19 protein-coding genes (1 of these 19 cut by a window edge) are annotated in these 18772 nt (G+C 49.0%); 9 read left to right on the top strand and 10 right to left on the bottom strand.

The features are described 5' to 3' along the window. The first annotated feature begins 86 nt into the window (after positions 1 to 86). From modA to MP213Fo_RS11455, 5 genes are read left to right on the top strand one after another with little or no spacing between them, the layout of a single operon-like run. Positions 87 to 830, top strand: a complete 744-nt coding sequence (gene modA, locus MP213Fo_RS11435) for a molybdate ABC transporter substrate-binding protein (RefSeq protein ID WP_421089129.1) — start codon at positions 87 to 89, stop codon at positions 828 to 830. A gap of 16 nt (positions 831 to 846) precedes the next feature. Further along, positions 847 to 1527: a molybdate ABC transporter permease subunit gene (gene modB, locus MP213Fo_RS11440; protein ID WP_421089130.1), complete on the top strand. Its 681-nt coding sequence runs from the start codon at positions 847 to 849 to the stop codon at positions 1525 to 1527. Beyond that, the gene (gene modC / locus MP213Fo_RS11445) at positions 1527 to 2648 is read left to right on the top strand and encodes a molybdenum ABC transporter ATP-binding protein (protein ID WP_421091121.1); all 1122 of its coding nucleotides are present in this window, start codon (positions 1527 to 1529) and stop codon (positions 2646 to 2648) included. The genes modB and modC overlap by 1 nt, the downstream gene beginning before the upstream one ends. A gap of 39 nt (positions 2649 to 2687) precedes the next feature. After that, positions 2688 to 3359 (top strand): GNAT family N-acetyltransferase, encoded by a 672-nt coding sequence (locus tag MP213Fo_RS11450; RefSeq protein WP_421089131.1) that lies wholly within the window; start codon positions 2688 to 2690, stop codon positions 3357 to 3359. A 19-nt stretch (positions 3360 to 3378) separates the two neighbouring features. Then, entirely contained in the window at positions 3379 to 3612 is a 234-nt protein-coding gene (locus MP213Fo_RS11455; RefSeq protein ID WP_421089132.1) for a hypothetical protein, read from the top strand. Here the strand turns inward: MP213Fo_RS11455 and MP213Fo_RS11460 are convergent, their stop codons facing one another. From MP213Fo_RS11460 to MP213Fo_RS11470, 3 genes are all read right to left on the bottom strand, one after another. Next, positions 3613 to 4695 carry a nickel/cobalt transporter gene (locus MP213Fo_RS11460; protein WP_421091122.1) on the bottom strand — a complete coding sequence of 361 codons (1083 nt, stop codon included), beginning with the start codon at positions 4693 to 4695 and terminating at the stop codon, positions 3613 to 3615. A gap of 176 nt (positions 4696 to 4871) precedes the next feature. Further along, the gene (locus MP213Fo_RS11465; protein WP_421089133.1) at positions 4872 to 5549 is read right to left on the bottom strand and encodes a DUF1007 family protein; all 678 of its coding nucleotides are present in this window, start codon (positions 5547 to 5549) and stop codon (positions 4872 to 4874) included. A 96-nt stretch (positions 5550 to 5645) separates the two neighbouring features. Then, positions 5646 to 6566, bottom strand: a complete 921-nt coding sequence (locus MP213Fo_RS11470) for a LysR family transcriptional regulator (protein ID WP_421089134.1) — start codon at positions 6564 to 6566, stop codon at positions 5646 to 5648. Between the two features lie 750 nt (positions 6567 to 7316). Between MP213Fo_RS11470 and MP213Fo_RS11475 the strand changes: the two genes are divergently transcribed. The 3 genes from MP213Fo_RS11475 (at position 7317) to gndA (ending at position 10829) form a co-directional block, all read left to right on the top strand. Further along, positions 7317 to 8447, top strand: a complete 1131-nt coding sequence (locus MP213Fo_RS11475; protein ID WP_421089135.1) for a type III PLP-dependent enzyme — start codon at positions 7317 to 7319, stop codon at positions 8445 to 8447. A gap of 207 nt (positions 8448 to 8654) precedes the next feature. Next, positions 8655 to 9254, top strand: coding sequence for a GNAT family N-acetyltransferase (locus MP213Fo_RS11480; RefSeq protein ID WP_421091123.1), 600 nt, complete (start codon positions 8655 to 8657; stop codon positions 9252 to 9254). Between the two features lie 153 nt (positions 9255 to 9407). After that, a complete protein-coding gene (gene gndA, locus MP213Fo_RS11485; protein WP_421089136.1) occupies positions 9408 to 10829 on the top strand; it encodes an NADP-dependent phosphogluconate dehydrogenase in 1422 nt (473 codons plus the stop codon). Between the two features lie 217 nt (positions 10830 to 11046). Here the strand turns inward: gndA and MP213Fo_RS11490 are convergent, their stop codons facing one another. From MP213Fo_RS11490 to MP213Fo_RS11505, 4 genes are all read right to left on the bottom strand, one after another. Next, positions 11047 to 12108 carry an ABC transporter ATP-binding protein gene (locus MP213Fo_RS11490; RefSeq protein WP_421089137.1) on the bottom strand — a complete coding sequence of 354 codons (1062 nt, stop codon included), beginning with the start codon at positions 12106 to 12108 and terminating at the stop codon, positions 11047 to 11049. 3 nt (positions 12109 to 12111) lie between these two features. Then, the gene (locus MP213Fo_RS11495; protein ID WP_421089138.1) at positions 12112 to 12915 is read right to left on the bottom strand and encodes an ABC transporter permease; all 804 of its coding nucleotides are present in this window, start codon (positions 12913 to 12915) and stop codon (positions 12112 to 12114) included. Continuing rightward, positions 12912 to 13781: an ABC transporter permease gene (locus tag MP213Fo_RS11500; protein ID WP_421091124.1), complete on the bottom strand. Its 870-nt coding sequence runs from the start codon at positions 13779 to 13781 to the stop codon at positions 12912 to 12914. The genes MP213Fo_RS11495 and MP213Fo_RS11500 overlap by 4 nt, the downstream gene beginning before the upstream one ends. A 234-nt stretch (positions 13782 to 14015) precedes the next feature. After that, positions 14016 to 15119: an ABC transporter substrate-binding protein gene (locus tag MP213Fo_RS11505; protein ID WP_421089139.1), complete on the bottom strand. Its 1104-nt coding sequence runs from the start codon at positions 15117 to 15119 to the stop codon at positions 14016 to 14018. A 686-nt stretch (positions 15120 to 15805) separates the two neighbouring features. On the opposite strand from MP213Fo_RS11505, the gene MP213Fo_RS11510 reads away from it, so the two are divergent. Continuing rightward, positions 15806 to 16609, top strand: coding sequence for a LuxR C-terminal-related transcriptional regulator (locus MP213Fo_RS11510; RefSeq protein WP_421089140.1), 804 nt, complete (start codon positions 15806 to 15808; stop codon positions 16607 to 16609). 59 nt (positions 16610 to 16668) lie between these two features. Here the strand turns inward: MP213Fo_RS11510 and MP213Fo_RS11515 are convergent, their stop codons facing one another. The 3 genes in view from MP213Fo_RS11515 to MP213Fo_RS11525 are tightly spaced (each overlapping or abutting the next) and all read right to left on the bottom strand, a layout consistent with a single transcriptional unit that may run on beyond the window. After that, complete coding sequence (locus MP213Fo_RS11515; RefSeq protein WP_421089141.1) at positions 16669 to 17115, bottom strand: Fur family transcriptional regulator; 447 nt, start codon at positions 17113 to 17115, stop codon at positions 16669 to 16671. Next, the gene (locus MP213Fo_RS11520) at positions 17112 to 17945 is read right to left on the bottom strand and encodes a metal ABC transporter permease (protein ID WP_421089142.1); all 834 of its coding nucleotides are present in this window, start codon (positions 17943 to 17945) and stop codon (positions 17112 to 17114) included. The genes MP213Fo_RS11515 and MP213Fo_RS11520 overlap by 4 nt, the downstream gene beginning before the upstream one ends. After that, positions 17938 to 18772, bottom strand: partial view of an ATP-binding cassette domain-containing protein gene (locus tag MP213Fo_RS11525; RefSeq protein WP_421089143.1) — the 3' portion only. It continues 50 nt past the right edge of the window; only the last 835 of its 885 coding nucleotides appear in the window; its start codon lies off the right edge, out of view — the gene reads right to left on this strand; its stop codon occupies positions 17938 to 17940. Before MP213Fo_RS11525 ends, MP213Fo_RS11520 begins: the two co-directional genes overlap by 8 nt.

Raw genomic sequence — 18772 nt, forward strand, 5'->3', positions numbered from 1 at the left:
GGGCCTTTTTTCATGCGGCGTTATTCTGCTTGAAGGCTGCGTGCAGAATCGTTATGCATGAAGGAATATAAAGGGTGAGGAAAATTATGATCAGATTATTCGTTGTCGCTGGTTTGCTTCTAGGTGCTGTGTTTCCAGCATTTGCAGCCGATAAAATTGTTGTGTTTGCTGCGGCAAGCATGAAAGACGTCATTGATACGGCGGCCGAGCAGTTCAAAGCTGCCAATGGCGCAGAAGTAACTGCCTCTTATGCGTCGTCTTCAGTGCTGGCTAAACAGATTGAAGCCGGTGCGCCGGCAGCGATTTTTATCTCCGCTGATCTGGACTGGATGGATTATGTGCAGGAGCGCAAGCTCATCAACACAGACAGCCGCGCTGTTATTGCCGGTAATGCGCTGGTAATCGCAGGTGCCAAAGACGCCAAACCTGCTGAAGCGCTGGATATTTTGAAATCCGGTCGTTTTTCGATGGGTGATCCGTCCAATGTGCCAGCCGGTAAATATGGCAAGGCGGCAATGGAAAAGCTCGGTATCTGGGGTGATGTTTCCGGTAATGCCGTGTTCGCTGAAAACGTTCGTGTAGCGCTGCAATATGTATCGCGCGGTGAAGTGAATGCCGGTATTGTTTATGCCTCAGACCGCGCACAGGTGCCGGAACTGACTGAAGTTTACCGCTTCCCTGCATCAAGTCATGCGCCTATTCTTTACCCTGCCGCCCTGATTGGTGATGCAGATGGTGATGCAAAAGCGTTTCTTGAATTCCTGCGCAGTGATGCCGGACAGGCTATCATCGCTGACAAGGGTTTCGTGCCAGCCGCTGAAGCTAAATAAGGCGTTGATATAAATTATGCCTATGCCGGAAATGGAAATTATCAGCCTGTCTTTGAGGATAGCAGGAGTTGCTATCCTCGGGGCTTTACCAGTGGCTTTCGCTTTTGCGTGGATATTGGCGCGCTATGATTTTCCCGGCAAAAGCCTGTTACAGGCAGTGTTGACGCTGCCTTTGGTTTTGCCGCCGGTGGTAACCGGCTATTTTCTGTTGGTGCTGTTTGGCACCCGCGGCGCCATTGGCAGCTTATTGTTTGAATGGTTTGGTTTCAGCTTTGCATTCCGCTGGACCGGTGCTGCACTTGCCGCTGGTATTATGGCGCTGCCTCTGCTGATCCGCCCGATGCGTCTGGCAATTGAAAATATCGACAAGGGTCTGGAAGAAGCCGCCCGTACCCTTGGTGCAGGACGGATAAAAGCGTTTTTAACTGTGACATTGCCATTATTGATGCCCGGCATTATCGCCGGCAGTGTGCTGGGTTTTGCCAAAGCACTGGGCGAATTTGGCGCTACAATTACCTTTGTTTCTAATATTCCGGGTGAAACACAAACCCTGTCGCTGGCGATTTATGCGCTGATGCAAAGCCCGAGCGGCGATGCTGCTGCCTTAAAGCTTATTCTGGTCTCTGTGGTGCTCTCTATTCTGGCGGTGGTGTTGTCTGAATGGCTGCAACGCCGATTAAGCGGAGGGGGCAAATGATGAAACACGCATATTCAAATGCGCTTGATCTTAATATTCATGGTGGCAATGGCGGCTTTCGCGTTGATGCTGCATTCCGTGCGGAAACCGGCGTTACTGCATTATTTGGTGCATCAGGTGCGGGTAAAACCACTTTGCTGCGGATGATTGCCGGTACGTTGAGGCCTGAACAAGGGCGCATTGCCATTGGCGAGCATGTGCTGTTTGACAGTGAGAAGCAGATTAATCTTAAGCCGGAACAACGACATATCGGTTATGTCTATCAGGATGCCAGATTGTTTCCACATCTCACTGTGTTGCGCAACCTCACCTATGCAGCATGGGCAGGCAAGCGCCAGCCGGTGCGCAAGCTTGAAGACATTACCGCCTTGCTTGGTATCGAGCATTTGTTGCAACGCAAACCGCATCAGCTATCGGGCGGTGAAAAACAGCGTGTGGCGATTGGGCGGGCATTATTATCTGCACCAAAACTGTTGCTGCTTGATGAACCTCTGTCTTCACTTGACCATGCACGGCGCGAAGAAATTTTACCCTATCTGGAACAGCTCCGTGATGAAAGCGGCCTGCCGATTGTGTTTGTCAGCCATGAGGTTGATGAAGTGGCGCGGCTTGCGGATACGCTGGTTTTGCTCGAGCAGGGGCGGGTACGCGAGAGTGGGTCAGTATTTGATATTTTCAGCCAAATTGACGGCAGCGGTGAAACGACAAGCGTGCTTTTAAAAGGTACGGTTACCCGCAATGATGATCATTATGCTATGGCGGAAATTGCCATCGGCGGAGTAAAATTTCAGCTGACTGATCAGACCTTGCAAACCGGTATGAATGTGCGCCTGCGCATCCGTTCCAAAGATGTGTCACTGGCACGGACTGCGCCGGTCGGCATCAGTATCCGCAATGTGTTTCCGGTGGTCATTCATAGTATCAGTACCGATAGCGGGCCATTTGCCGAGCTTAACCTGCAATTAGGCGATACCGAGTTGCTGTCGCGCATTTCACGTAAATCAGTACAAGATCTTGAATTGCGGCAAGGTGAGCAGATTTTTGCACTGATTAAAGCAGTGTCGATAGACCGCAGTGCTGTGCGGTTGCAGCAAAGTGAATTCAGTTTGCAAAACCGTTGAAATATGGTCACTTCTCCTGAGATTGATGGGAGAGTGATCATGCAGGACTTGTCGCTATGGACAGCACGCAATTTGCCGGAACGCAAAGTTCTGGAAGGGCGCACAGTGCGGCTGGAGCCGCTGGATGCGGCGCGCCACGCGCAAGGCTTGTTTGAAGCATCAAGTGTTGATGATGCCGGACAGCGTTTTACCTGGCTGTTTGAATATGCTCCTGAAACACCTGAGCAGATGCGCCCGTGGCTGGAAAAATCAGCTGTAAGTGTTGATCCGTTGTTTTTTGCGGTTGTTGACAAGGTGAGCGGCAAGGCAGCCGGTCGTCAGGCTTTGATGCGGATTGATGCGGTGAATGGTAGTGCTGAAATCGGCCATATCTATTGGGGGCCGTTGATCGCGCGCAAAGTTGCCGCCACAGAAGCGCAATATTTGTTTATGCGCTATATTTTTGACGAGCTTGGTTACCGTCGCTATGAGTGGAAATGCAACAATGATAATCTGCCGTCCAAGCGCGCAGCGGAGCGGTTTGGCTTTCAGTTTGAAGGTGTTTTTCGACAGCATCTGGTGGCTAAAGGTAAAAACCGTGACACGGCGTGGTTTTCTATTATAGACAGTGAGTGGCCGGCGTTAAAACTGGCTTATGAAGCGTGGCTTGCGCCTGAAAACTTTGATGCAAGCGGCCAGCAGCTGAAAAGGCTGGAAGAATTTCGCGCTTAAATTGCTGTAGAGGATGAGCATGATGACAACCCCGCAACACAACCAAAATGATGGCCGCAATGCTGCAATTGCTGCGGCATTGATCATGGCGGGCTTTGCCGTTTTATTCTATTCGATGCCGGTGATCATGCTGGCGGTCGGGCCTTATAGTCATGTGCTTGCGGCATTGATTGCTGTTGTTTTTGTAATGGCGTTTTTTGCCGTGTTCTGGCTGCGAGCGCGCGCACAGAATAAGAATAATAAAACCAAATAATCAGCTTAAAGCCGCAACGAGCAACAACGCGCCGGTTAAAATGATGAATAATGCAGCGGCAATTTCGATTGCCGTTTGCAGCCGTGATGACATCAGCGGATTCTTAACCAGCCGTAGCGCAGTATTTTTGGCGGTAACGGCCAGCGTTGCCAGCGCGGCCACGGTAATGAATGTGCCGAGCGCCATTGCAAAGGTTGAGAGAATTCCGCCAAGCATCAGGCCGTTGAGCATAGAAAATGTCAGCACGATGATAGCGCCTGAGCATGGCCTTATACCCACCGCAACAATAGCTGCCCATGCGGTTTTCCAATTGAAATCACCACTTAAGGTGGCCGGATCGGCAAGGTGGCTGTGGCCGCAAGCCGTGCAATTGGCGCCATTACCCGAAAAATCATGATCAAGGCCGGTTGGTCTACCATTGGCCGGTTGATATTTAAGCCGCATTGTTGCGTTGAGCGTCGATGGTCTTTGTGTGGCAGCAGAGGATAGCGAGCCTTGCCAAACCGAGGCCTGAGCGCCTGATATAGCGGTGGCAGGCACTCCATTGACTGGTGCGGCTGCGATGATGGGAGCGGATTGCGGGCGCAATTTACGGCTGATAATATAGATGCCGCACAGGATTACCATGACATAGCTGGCAAGCTCCATATAGCGGCCGGTCATGCCCATGGAAATGCCGGTGCCCCGCAGCACAAACCAAGCCAGCCCAACAAGTATAATCGCGGAAATTGCTTGTAAAAGTGACGATATGAAAGACAGTAATATACCACGGCGCAGGGCGGTTTCATTGGCGATCATATAAGAAGAAATAACCGCCTTGCCGTGTCCCGGGCCTGCTGCATGCAAAATACCATAGAGAAAAGACAGGCTGACCAGCATCCATGCCTGCCAAGGGTCGTCCCGCATCGCTTTCAGCGCATTGGTCATCAGCAGATAAAAGCGTTTTTGCTCGGCATTAACCCAAATAATTAAATGCGCAAACGGGCCCGTGGGCTGTAAAGCCACCTCATTGGCTCCGATGCCGAGTGAGGACTGCGCCCATGCATGACAGGATAGAAACCAGAAAACGGCAGCAATGATCATGCTGAACAGGGTGATGCGACGCGTCAGAGACAGGCTATTGAAAGACGCAGTTCCTGTGCCCATAGCCATGCCAATGGCAATCCTTGCGACGTATCGGTTCATATATTTATGCCTCTGACGATATAACGTAACACATTGAAATTTGAAGAAATCCGTATTCAGAGAGCCCCTCAGGCTTATTTACAGGTGATTTCTATACGTGTGGCGAACAGTTTGGACATGTCGTTGGTCATGGCCGCACCTTCATCAAAAAATGCCTGTGTCAGTGATTGCTGATTTTGCGCAATGGCCTCATCGGGATCAGGGCGCACAACTTGCGAGCTGCAACCGGCAGGCATTCCTTTGATCACCAGATCATCATCTTTGAGATAATCAATAGCAGTATAGAATGTGGGGTCATAAACGCCAAAACTGACCTTATGGCCTTTTTCAAGCTTAAGCGGTTTTTTAGGTTTACTCTCAAACAACACAATCAGCTGATTATCCGGCAGATCTGCAATCAGATGTTCGGGCTTTTTCATCACCACATCTTTGCCATCCTGCGTCACAGTCTGGAAATATTTATACTCTGCAATTGAGGTATCGATGGTGTGGCTCAGCTCATTGAGCTCGGGCGTATCGAGTTTCAATGTGCCTTTCTTGTCAAATTCCATTAGCACAGTGGAGGAAAACAAATCATCAAAGCGCCAGACATGCGCCAGCTTTTCTACCGTGCCGTCGGGTTTTATGGTGATTTCTAACCGCGCTTCAGCAAAAACATGCGGATGTGCCGCGACTGGCGCGCTTGCCAGCGCAGTGAGGATGAGTGCTGAGCCGATGACACTCAGCAGGGTTCGGTTGTTATTTTTGGCCATGCGCATGAAAACATCTTATTACAGGAGCGAAGCATTACCTCGAAAGGTGACGGAGCAACTGGGCGAAACTACGACAGTACATGTGGAAATGTAAGTTCAGACCGGCTTTTTGGGTGTTTGCTTGCCCGGATTGTCTTTGAACCATTTTGCCAGATAGTCGACCAGCACTCTGACCTTGGCAGGCAGATAGGTACGATGCGGATAAACTGCATAAATACCGCCATCATTGGGCATAAAATTTTGCAAAACCGGTATCAGCGTGCCTTTTTCAATCTCACAATCGGCTACAAAATGTGGCAGCGTGCTGAAGCCCAAGCCTTTAATGGTCGCGGCCATTGTTGTGAGCGGGCTGTTGACCTCAAGCGGCCCTTTGACCGCGACCACCATCATGGAGCCATCCTGACTGCGGAACTGCCAATTATTGCGCGAGCGGCTATTGGTATCGACGATACAGGGCATTTCATGCAATTGCTCAGGTGATTCCGGCGTACCGAAACGGGCAATCAGGTCGGGTGAGGCGCACACAACAGTATGAAAAGCTGTCAGCCGCTTGGCGATCAGCGAGGAATCCTGCAGGCGGGTAATGCGGATGGCCAGATCAAAGCCTTCCTCAACCAGATCAACGAAACGGTCATCCAGCCTGATATCCAGCGAGATCTCGGGATGCGCAATGCAAAAATCAATCAGTGACATGCCTAAGGATGCATCAGCAAAACTTCGCGGTGCGCTGAGTTTGATTTTACCGCGCACATCGCCGCTGCTTTCAGAAATGGAATCCTGAAGATCGTCGAGCTCACGCAGAATTTCCACAGCCCGATGATAATAAGTGTCACCTGATTCGGTTAGTGAAAACTGTCTGGTGGTGCGGTTGAGCAGACGCACACCGAGATCATCTTCAAGCTCGCGTACATATTTGGAAAGCAGCGCTTTTGAGCGACCGATTTTACGTGCTGCGGCAGAGTAACCCTGAGCTTCCACAACATCGATAAAAGCGCGCATCCTTGTCAGTCTGTCCATAGGCAACCCTCCATAAATACAGGCACTCCACGCGTATTTGCCAGCCTGATAAGTTCTGCAAGTTCAAAGTGATTCCGACTTTGGACCGCTGAAACAGCACGTTTTCATATGATTCATAAAGCAGTGCAGCGTATTTGGTATGAAGAAACTATTCATTAACCAAAAAAAATCAATTCGATGCATTTTTGTCATTGTGTGGACACATAATTCGGCTTATATCGCGCTTGCCCAAAGTCGCACGTGCCTGTGGGTGTCCGCCGGTCTTCTAAATGGAGAATGAACCGGTACGGTAAACTGGACCTAACCGCTCCAGTCGATCTGATGGCCAACCACCGGATCGAGGACACCTTGAAGCAACGACGGTGCGGGCCTTTCTGGTGTCTTTCGGCTCTCCACAGGTCGGAAACTCAAAGAGGCACACCTTCATTGCCCTAAGTGCGGAACCGGGATTTCCCATTCCAAGCCAAGGCAGACAAAGCGGAGAAACGCTGATCAGGCGTTTATCCATCTGCGAGTATTTTGTCCCGTGTTTCCGGTATCTCCAAAGGCTGGCTTCGCGCAAGGATGATTCATTTCGCAATCAGGCACTTTGTCCCCTGAAGACAGGTATCCGCATAGGGCGGCATACAGGTGTTCAGTCCTTTGAAATCATGCTCAACCTTACGTGAAATCACGTCGGGCGCAGGCTTTCGCATCGTAAAAGAATAAGATGCGGCTTTTTAACTGCAGATTGCAGTACAGGAGATCAGGATGGCTACCCAGCGCATTATCGACTTTCTTGCCACCCGACGTCCGGAAGGCCCTTGCCTTGTCGTTGACCTCGATGTTGTGCGTGAAAATTACGAACATTTTGAAAAGGCTTTGCCAGCCTCCCGCATTTTCTATGCGGTAAAGGCAAATCCTGCGCCGCAGGTGTTGTCGCTGCTCGCCTCGATGGGCTCGAATTTTGACACAGCTTCGGTTGCAGAAATTGAAATGGCTTTGAATGCCGGTGCAACTGCCGACCGCATTTCTTATGGTAATACCATCAAGAAAGAGCGCGATATTGCACGCGCTTATGCCTATGGTATTCGCCTTTATGCTGTTGATTGCGTGGAAGAAGTTGAGAAAGTAGCCCGTGCGGCTCCCGGTTCTCGCGTTTTTTGCCGTATTCTTGCTGATGGTGCGGGTGCTGAATGGCCGCTGTCGCGTAAATTCGGTTGTGTGCCTGCAATGGCTGTTGATGTTTTGCGTGCGGCAAGCGCGCTTGGTCTGGATGCTTACGGCGTTTCATTCCATGTTGGCTCGCAGCAAACCGACCTGACTGCATGGGATCGTGCTTTGGTTGATACCAAGGCTGTGTTTGATGCATTGGCGTTGGAAGGCATTAATTTGCGCATGGTGAATATGGGCGGCGGTTTTCCTACCCGTTACCTTAAAGATATTCCGACTGCACAGGCCTATGGCGAAGCCATTTTCGATGCAATCAGCCGTCATTTTGGTAATCGTTTGCCGGAAACCATTATTGAGCCGGGTCGTGGCATGGTTGGCAATGCCGGCGTGATCAAAACCGAGGTGGTTCTGGTTTCGCGCAAAGCGGAAGGTGATGACCGCTGGGTTTATCTCGATATTGGTAAATTCGGTGGCCTTGCTGAAACCATGGATGAAGCGATCCGCTACAAGATCGTAACACCACGCGATGGTGATGCTATGGAACCTTGTGTTCTGGCAGGCCCTACCTGTGACAGTGCTGATGTGATGTATGAAAAAACACCTTATCCGCTGCCGGTATCGCTGACGATTGGTGATGAAGTGCTGATTGAAGGCACAGGAGCCTATACAACAACCTATTCCGCTGTGGCTTTTAATGGTTTTGAGCCGCTGCGATCTTATGTGATCTGAGATTTATGCGCGTCTTAAACGGCGCGCATAAACCACCCGCAATGATATATTCAGACGCGGCATTATTCCGGTGATGATTAATCACTTGCTGTCACAAATATTTTCCATCTTTGTGTTTATCTTCGTCTTGTATGAATACTTCCTGTGGAATTGTTTGTGAGCGTGGAATAAACCACATCTGTCTCAAGGTTGGCTTGTCTCATGACGATGACTGCTTTAATCGGGATGCCTGTTTTTGAAAAAGCGCATGTAGCTGCGCCTGTTTCCTTTACCATTACTTTGGAAGCAACGGCGGATATTGCAGAGCGCGAAGCCTTGCTCGATCGTGTGATGGGTGAGGGGCGTAAACGCAAATCATCAGAAAAATTACGCCGCAAACGTTTGCCAGCTGAAGGGCTGGCGCTAATTGCGCGTGATGACAATGGTGTTATGGTTGGCACTGTGCGGCTGTGGCATATTTCTGCCGGTAAAACAGCCGGAGGGCAGGCAGTTCCGGCTTTGCTGCTGGGGCCGCTGGCGGTTGAAACATCTTTGGCCGGGCGCGGCGTTGGCTCGGCATTGATGAGACAGGCGATTGCGACTGCGCAACAGCTCGGTCATCAGGCAATTTTGCTGGTCGGTGATCCGGATTATTACACGCGCTTTGGCTTTGCCGGAGGTAAAACCGATGCGCTTGCCATGCCGGGCCCTGTTGAGCGCCATCGTTTTTTAGCGCTTGAACTGCAGCCGGGTTATCTGACTGGTGCTCGCGGTCTGCTGATCGCCACGGGCAAGCTTGTAACCGGCACGCAGGCGCTGGCCGGCTAGTGACGGCTTTAGCTAGGTTTGTTGGAATTTCATGTATTCAGGCTGAAACAGCTTGAATGTAATTGGCTTTGACATATTTATGTAAGAAATGTCCGGCCTATATGAGAGATGTCCGGCGTTTGGCCGGACAAAACTTATCATAGGGAAGACAGCATGCAACGCGCAGATATCGGATTAATCGGGCTTGGCGTTATGGGAGCTAATCTGGCACTCAATATTGCCGAAAAAGGCTATCGTATTGCCGTTTATGATCGCGAGGCACCGGTTCTTGAAAAATTTTATGCGACAGCGGGCGCTTTGCAGGCGCGCATCATTCCGTGTGAGACCATGGAAAAGCTTGCAGAAAATATTACCAAACCCCGTCCGATAATTTTGCTGATTAAAGCCGGCGCGCCGGTTGATAGCGAAATGGCAAAGTTGAAAGCCTTTCTTGAAAAAGGCGATATCATTATTGATTCAGGTAATTCTGATTATCGCGACACTATGCGCCGTTTAAATACACTCAATGAAAATGATCCGACATTTGTGGGGATGGGTATTTCTGGCGGAGCAGAGGGCGCACGCAACGGCCCTTCGATGATGGTGGGCGGTACACAGGAAGCGTATGCGCGTATTGAGCCAATTCTCAATGCTGTGGCTGCGCGCTATAATGACGAGCCGTGCAGTGCCTTGATGGGGCCTGATGGTGCTGGCCATTTTGTCAAAACCGTTCACAACGGTATTGAATATGCGGATATGCAGATGATTGCCGAGATTTATGGCATTCTGCGTGATGCATGCCATCTTGAAGCAAAAGAGATTGCAGCAATTTTCGAGCGCTGGAACAAGGGTGCGCTTAATTCTTATCTGATTGAGATTACCGCAGAGGTGTTGAAAGCCATTGATCCGGCAACTGGTAAACCGGTACCGGATGTTATTCTTGATGCAGCCGGACAAAAAGGAACCGGACGCTGGGCGGCCATTGAATCGCAAATTCTTGGTGTTCCAGCAACCGGCATTGAAGCGGCGGTTGCTGCCCGTTCAATCTCGTCACTGATCATTGAACGTGAAAAAATGGCTACGGCCTATGGTGAACCGGTTGCAGGCTCCACGTTTAAAGCCGATCCCGCTTTGATTGACGCTCTGGAGGAGGCTTTGCTTGCGGCAAAAATTGTTGCCTATGCGCAGGGTTTTGCCGTTATGGCTGCGGCCTCGCAGGAGCATCAGTGGAGTTTACCACTGGCGACTATTGCGCGTATTTGGCGCGCCGGTTGCATTATTCGTTCGCAGTTTCTTGATGAAATTGGCGAAGCTTTTAGTCAGGATGCCACTGGTAGCCTGTTACTTGCGCCAGCATTTATTGAAAAGATGGATGCTGCATCGCAAGGGTTGCGCAAGATTGTAGCTCAAGCAATTACGATGGGGATTCCTGTTCCGGCGTTGGCCTCAGCTATCAGTTATTTTGATGCGTTCAGGCAAAAGCGCGGTTCAGCCAATCTCATTCAGGCGCAGCGTGATTTTTTTGGCGCGCATGGTTTTAAACGCATTGATCAACAGGGTGATTTTCACGGGCCGTGGGGTGATGGCTTAGATTGATTTATCTAGAGCATTTCACTCTCAAGTTGAATCAACTTGAGAGGTAGACAATGCGAAAAAGCTAAAATCTAGAGCGAGCGCTGCGATCCAATCTGATCGTTACCCGCTCTAGAGCAGTTTCAGGAAAAGTGGGAACCGGTTTTCTTGCTTCAAAGAAAAGTACAAACGCTTTAAGCACCAATTAAAAAGCCCGGTATGAAAATACCGGGCTTTTTAATTATTTTCCGAGTATCAGCAAATCGTGGCTGGCAAAATGCACCGTAATTTTGTCCCCGGATTGCGGTGGACGGACAGTGGGATTGTTGAAGCTGTCAAATGACAGCTGGTTATTGCCAAGCGTAACGCGGGTACGGATAACCGACCCTAAGAAGTGCACATCCTGTACAATTACATCAACACTGCTATTGCGTGCAGCTGACGCTTCAAGACTGACAGCTTCCGGCCGCAGGGCCAGAGTTATCGCATCCGACTTGTTATAGGCTGCGAGCGATTCCGGCAGCGCTATCAGGTTGCCGCCCAGATCAATGCGGTTGGTATGGGGATCATTAACTGTGGCCTCTAACATATTCAGCGTACCAACAAAGGATGCCACAAACCGTGAAGCCGGACGGTTATAAATGTCGAATGGCGAGCCGATCTGATCTGCCTTGCCTTCATGCATCACTACAATTCGATCGGAAATCGACAGCGCTTCTTCCTGATCATGGGTCACGAAAACAGTGGTAATGCCAAGTTTACGCTGAATAGCACGAATTTCCTCACGCAAGGAAATGCGGATTTTAGCATCCAGAGCCGAAAGAGGCTCATCCAGCAGCAGTACTTGCGGTTTGGTTGCCAGAGCACGGGCAAGTGCCACGCGTTGCTGCTGCCCGCCGGACATCTGATAAGGAAAACGGTCTGCCAGATGCTCAAGCCGGATTAATTCCAGCATTTCTTTGACTGTCGCCTCAATTTCAGCTCTCGGCTTGCCTGAAACTTTCAGGCCAAAAGCCACATTTTGCGCAACCGTCATATTCGGAAACAGCGCATAGGCCTGAAATACCATGCCGATATTGCGCTGATTGGGTTTGAGATCAACAACATCCTTACCGTTGATTTCAATCATGCCCTGATCAGGCGTTTCAAATCCGGCAATCATACGCAATACGGTGGTTTTGCCACAACCGGACGGGCCGAGGAATGAAACAAACTCGCCTTTTTCAACCGCAAGACTGAAATCATGGACAACAGTATTGGTGCCGAAGCTTTTTTTGAGATTTTTAATATTGAGAAAAGCCATGACTTAATTGCCTGCTGTCTTAAACTTGGTGAAGCGGGTGACAAGCTGCAGCATGATCATGCTCAGCCAGGTGATGCCAAAAGCAATGATTGCCAATGCCGAAGGTTCATAAGCGCGGTTAGCGCCGACAAGCTGCAAATATGGCCCGAATGCCGGACGGTTAAGCAGAGAGGCAAGGGTAAACTCACCGATCACAATGGCAAAGGTAATGAAGGCGCCACTCATAACGCCGGACAATACATTCGGGAAAATGACCTTAAACAGAATAGTGACCCAGCCTGCGCCAAGGCTTTCAGCTGCTTCTGTCAGGGTGCGCACATCAATGGTGCGCATGGCAGTATCGATTGAACGATACATATATGGCAGTGCCAGCGTGACATAACCGAACATCAGCAAAAGATCGGTTGCTGTGGTGGAGCCCGTAAATGGCAGCCATGATGATGAGTTATAAATACGCAAATAACCGAACACGATCACGATAGCCGGAATCACCAGCGGCATCAGCGTAATGAACTCAATGACGGGACGTAAATAAGGCATACGCAACCTGACCCAATAGGCCGTGGGCACCACCAGCAATACGCCAAAAATGATGGTCATAATCGCCAGCATAATCGAATAGCCGAAGGTTGCCTGAAAATTAGGGTCAGTGAGCACCGCGCGATAGGCATCAAGCGAATATTCGCCACGACGCATGCGCAGAGAGAACTCAAATGTACCGATTAGCGGAACAACAAAATAAATTGCGCCGATCAGAAAGGCGATCCATGCACCGAGGGTTTTGGGAATGAAATATTTCAGCTTCATTTCTGCCACCGTTCTGCACGCATGCGCAGCCAGATATAGAGCAGATTGGAAATTCCGGTGATCAGAATCATACCCAATGCCAGAGCGTAGCCAAGATTTTGATTATGTAAAACATCGCCGCGGATCTGCGCATAGAGCAGAATTGGTACAATATTGAGCGATGAACCGGTCAAAGCATAGGCTGTCGCAATGGCACCGAACGCATTGGCAAACAGCAAAAGGCTGGTGCCGAGCAGGCTTGGCCACAAAATTGGAAACGCAACCAAACGCCAATATTGAAATGTGGTTGCACCTAGAATTGAAGATGCCTCACGCCACTCTTTTTTCAAACCATCAAGAGCAGGGGTCAGAATCAAAACCATCAGCGGAATCTGGAAAAACAGATAAGTGAGGGTAAGCCCAAAGAAGCTCAGCAGGTTAAAACCGGTGGAGTAGAGGTTAAAATCGAACCAGTCCCGCAGCAAAATCGTCACGAAACCTGTGCGTCCGAGTGTGGCAAGAAACGCGAAAGCCAGCGGTACACCGGCAAAATTGGATGCAACGCCGGAAAATGTCAGCACAGTCGGGCGTAAAAATCCCGGTAATTTGCCGAGTACAATCGCCCAGGCCATGAAAGAGCCGATAATCGCGCCACCCAATGCGGAGGCAAAGCTGATTTTGATCGACACCCAATAGGCGCTCATTATGCCCGGTTCAAACAAATCGATAATATTTTGCAGGGTAAAATTACCCTGATTATCCTGAAATGCCCCTACAACCAGATACATTGTGGGCCAGAGCAGAAACAGAATTGCAAAGATGAAAAAAGGCGCGACACCGAGCCATTCAAGCGGCAAGCGGCGTTTTCGGCGCTGTACCGGTGGCATATCAGATGTCAGACCATCACTGGTGAGGCTCATATGATTTTTGCTTTTTTATTCTGCGGGGTTGAGATTTCCGCAGCTTGAAACGGTAAAATCTGCAAGACGTTATCAGCAAAGAGTGAAACTGATCAGCTGTTAGATTTATCTTCGTAAACGAACCGGCACACAGAATTTATAAAACGGCTTCGGAATATTGTGAAATATTCCGAAGCATATTCGTGTGCTTAAATGTTCAGATTACTGCACATTGGCGCCGACAACGCTATCCCAGTTCTTGGTAATAACAGCCTGCGACTTGTCGAGTTCTTCCAGTGAAGGAAAAACAGCTTTCTGGTACGCTTCTGCCGGTGGCAGCTTGTCCAGCAGATCCTGTGGGATCAGGCCATCTTTAGACATTTGGTTAAAGCGGATCGGGTGGCAATAGCCTTTGAGATAGCCGATCTGGCCTTCGTCGGAATAGAGATGTTCCATCCAGAGTTTGGCAGCATTTGGATGCGGTGCATAAGCACTGATGCCCTGAACATAAACACCGGCAACCACACCGGTTTTAGGAATAATGACTTCAACTTCCGGATTACCATTCAGCGTATCGCGGTCGGCGAGTGCGTTATAATCCCAACGGATAACAATTGGTGTTGAACCCTGTGCCAATGATGCAGCTTTACCGATGACAGGAACAAAGTTACCGGCTTTGTTAACGTCGCGGAAAAATTCCAGGCCTTTTTGTGCGGCTTCTTCACCGGGTTTGCCACCTTGTGCAAGACCAGCAGCATAAACACTCAAGATTGCCTGTGTTGATGCACGCGGATCACCGGAATGAGCAACCGCATTTGCAAATTCAGGCTTAAGCAGGTCAGCCCAATCTTGCGGCGCATCTTTGATGATGTCTTTGTTTACTTCAAAGGCCAGAACGCCGTAATAATCGCCGTACCAATAGCCTTCTGCATCCTTTGCATCATCAGGGATTGAATCCCATGTTGATACTTTATAAGGCTGCAACAGGCCGTCTGCCTTGGCGGTGGTGCCGAAAGTGAAGCCCACATCGATCACATCAGGCGCCTGTGGGCCTTTGTTGTCTTTATTGGCTTTGATCGCTTCGATTTCATCACCCGAGCCTGCATCCGGATTCAGTTCATTGACCTGAATGCCGTATTTATCTTTAAAGCTCTTGATGATGTCGCCATAACCGCACCAATCATGCGGCAAAGCAATAGTTGTTAGCTGTCCTTCAGCTTTAGCTGCAGCGATCAGCTCTTCTGACGGCGCAGCTACTGAAAGCGTGGTGCCGGCAAAAGCGAGGGCTGTTGTCAAAGACAGGACCCGTGTTGTTGTCGATAGCATTGTCATACTCCCCATTAAAGCTACGGGATGCCTCATTTCGGGCAGCCGCGCATTTTTTCGATAAGCATGTCTTGTGTAATTTGCATGACATTTATCGTTTTCTTTAAACCACTGGCAAGTGAACCATGTTTTTATATGGCAATCAATTGATTGTTATAACTTGAAGCACTGCAAATGTGTAAAAAACTATAAAATACTTAACGCTTTGAATATATTGTTTTTTATTTGGTGCGCATTGTTATGTTTGCTGAAATGCGTATTTATTTTTTATTTTGCCTATACATATTTTTAAGGTCGCAAATAGAATAATTGTAATGGGCAATTAGTTGGTGGTTGTGTGCAGCCTGAAAACCATTTTAATGAAGGACTGGGGCAAATATGAAAAATATAGTAAAAGTCGACTAATTCGTCTATTATTGTGAACCTTGGTTTTCGAAATTTTTTCAAAAACAATATTTTCGTCGACCGTTTTGATGCAGATTGATTCTATTTACAGGATATGCAGGCAGGGTTTGTTCTATTCTGTTTGCGACAAGTTGAGGCAGGGGTATTTCTGCTGCATTTAAAACGTATATAAAGGTTATAAAATAATATTCGCGCGTTTTTGCTTTCGAATCATTTTCATATTTGCTCATTTTATTGTTTTATTTTCGCCAGTCTTGCAGATTTTTAAACGGAATTTTTCTATGGAATTTGAACTCATCCATTTCCCGGATTTTCAAAACAGTTTTTTTGGTAAAGAGCACTGCTCATCAATTCTGGAAGCGTGTCTCTCCGTACGTCAACGTCTGTCATGCCGGCATCTCACACATATCACGCCCCGGCTGGTGGATAATCAAACCGATATTAATAGTCTTATGACTGTTATCTCTACAGCCCCTGCGAATTGGGTCGCCAATTATGCAGCTAAAAACTACTTTAAAATTGATCCGCTTTTTCATCATAAATGGACAGATGGTAAAACAAAAGGCGGGATGACTATCAGTGAAATTTATAATGAAAAGCAGGTTGTGCCTGCATTGCAGGGGTTGGTAGACGATATTCGTGCACACAGATTAGGTAATAACTTTATTATTGTGACGCATGATTTGAGCGGTAAAGGTGATGCACATACGATTTTTACTTTTGAAAACAATAATGGATTAAAGGCCTGCGAGCTTATTCGTCTGCTGGAGAAGGAATTGCTGCAAGCCTCCGCTCAATTGCATGAAACGATACTGTCTGCTGTCAATAATTGCACGCAACATAAAAAAGAAGTGCAATCACTCGTCGCATTAACGCCGCGTGAAATGGACTGCCTTAAATGGGCTGCGCGCGGCAAAACAGACGGTGAAATTGCGGAAATTCTTCATATCGCCCGCTGGACTGTGGTGACATATCTGCAAAATGCTAAAATTAAACTAGGTTGTGCAAACCGCACATCTGCTGTGGCGGTTGCTATGTCACTTGGTATTATTCCGCTGCCCGATATTTCTCATTTACAAATTTGAACTGCTAAAATCCCGTATTGTATCAAGCCATGCGGGGTTTTCTAATGATAGCTGAATTGTTACGCATGGGCGCAGGTTGCACAAAGACCGCGAATTTCTAACGTGGTTTTGGTTGGGTGGAAATGATTTTGCTGCGTCCAGTGCTGAACACAGTCTTCAATGGCTGGTTCTGAAAACTCAGATGCCTGCCCGCACTGGTCACAAATGGCAAAGGCCGCAATACCATGCAGGTGACCGTGCTCCTGATGGTGCGGATGTGCGCAGGCGATAAAAGCATTCAAACTTTCAAGGCGGTGGATTAATCCGTATTCTATCAGTTTATCGAGTGCACGATACACCTGAAGCGGGGCGCGAAAACCTTCGTCACGCAACTGATCAAGGATCGTATAGGCGCTGAGCGGAAATTCAGTTCTTGATAGCGCTTCCAATACGAGGCTTTGGTTGCGTGTCAGTTTAGGAGCCCTGGATGATACCGGTAGGGATGTCATGTGCACGTGGCTGGTCATAACGAAGTCTCCTTTTGTGCAGGCTTATGTAAATTTGTACGTTGTAATCTTTGCCATGGTAGCAGGCTTATAGCAAAAAACAGCACAGAAGCCACAACAACAGAAGGTCCTGACGGGGTGTCATAATTCAGAGAGCCAAACAGACCGCCAATAACAGCACAGGCGCCAATGATGGCGGCATAAACAGCCATTTGTTCCGGTGAGACTGCAAAACGCCGTGCGGTTGCAGCCGGTATGATCAGTAGAGCTGTAATCAGCAGGATCCCGACAATTTTCATGGCGATAGCAATCAAAAAGGCCAGAAGGATCATAAAAATGGTACGATAGAATTCTGGCCGCAATCCTTCTGCCCGCGCAATATCTTCACTGATGGTTGCGGCGAGCAGCGGCCGCCAGATTTTCGTCAATATTGCCAGAATAAACGCCCCGCCTATATATATAGCCGCAAGATCGGCGGTAGAGACGGCAAGGATGTCGCCAAAAAGCAGCGACATCAGGTCAAAGCGAATCCATGTCATGAAGGCCACAAGGACAAGGCCAAATGCTAATGTTGCATGAGACAGTATTCCGAGCAGTGAATCAGCAGATAACGTATTGCGGCGCTGGAGCAGTACAAGCAGCATGGCAATGGCGAGAGCAATAATAAACACCGATATCATAATGTTGAGATCAAACAACATCGCAAGGCCAACGCCGAGCAGGGCAGAGTGAGCCATTGTATCGCCGAAATAAGCCATACGTCGCCACACGATAAAGCAGCCGACAGGCCCTGTGATGAGCGCAAGGCCAATACCGGCCAACATGGCGCGCAGGAAAAAATCATCAAACATGTTTGTGCTCGTCTTTATCGGCATGATGATGAGCAGAGCCATCATCATGGTGGCAGTGATCCGTAACGGAGCCATCAGTATGTTGCACGCGGCCGTCTGCCAGATGCATATGATCGTGATGATGGGTATAAACCGCTATCGATGTAGGTATTTCCTGTCCGCGCGGTGTTCTGAGCCCGAATAATTTTGCATATTCAGGGCTCGCAGCAACATCAACCGGTGTTCCGCTACAGCAAATATGCCCGTTAAGACATATAACGCGATCGGTTGCCGCCATAACAATATGCAGGTCATGAGAGATCATGAGCACACCACAGCCGGTTTGATCACGAAAACCGGCAATTCTTTCATACAGTTCTGCCTCACCGGCAAAGTCGACACCTTGCAGCGGTTCATCAAGCACCAGCAGGTCAGGTTTACAGGCAAAAGCGCGCGCCAGCAAAACGCGCTGAAATTCGCCGCCGGATAAATGCGCTATTTGCGCAGTTATAAGATGGGGGATGCCCGCCATAGCGAGGGCATCATCGATTGTCGCTTTGCTCTGCGGCTTTGTCATGCACATCATGCGCTCAACGGTCAGTGGCAGGCTGGGATCAATACTGATTTTCTGTGGTACATAGCCGATCGTCAGCGCTTTTTCCCGCGTAACACGACCTTCATCGGGTTTATGAATGCCCAAAGCCAGCTTTGCGGTGGTGCTTTTGCCGGAGCCGTTGGGGCCAATCAACGTGACAATCTCACCTTTGTGCAGATCGAGACTGATATTACGAACAAGCCAGCGGCCCTCACGTTCAATGCCTGCATTATCGAGACGCAGAAGAACAGCG

The sequence above is a fragment of the Pseudochrobactrum mosebachae genome (assembly GCF_048914685.1).
Taxonomy (GTDB): domain Bacteria; phylum Pseudomonadota; class Alphaproteobacteria; order Rhizobiales; family Rhizobiaceae; genus Pseudochrobactrum.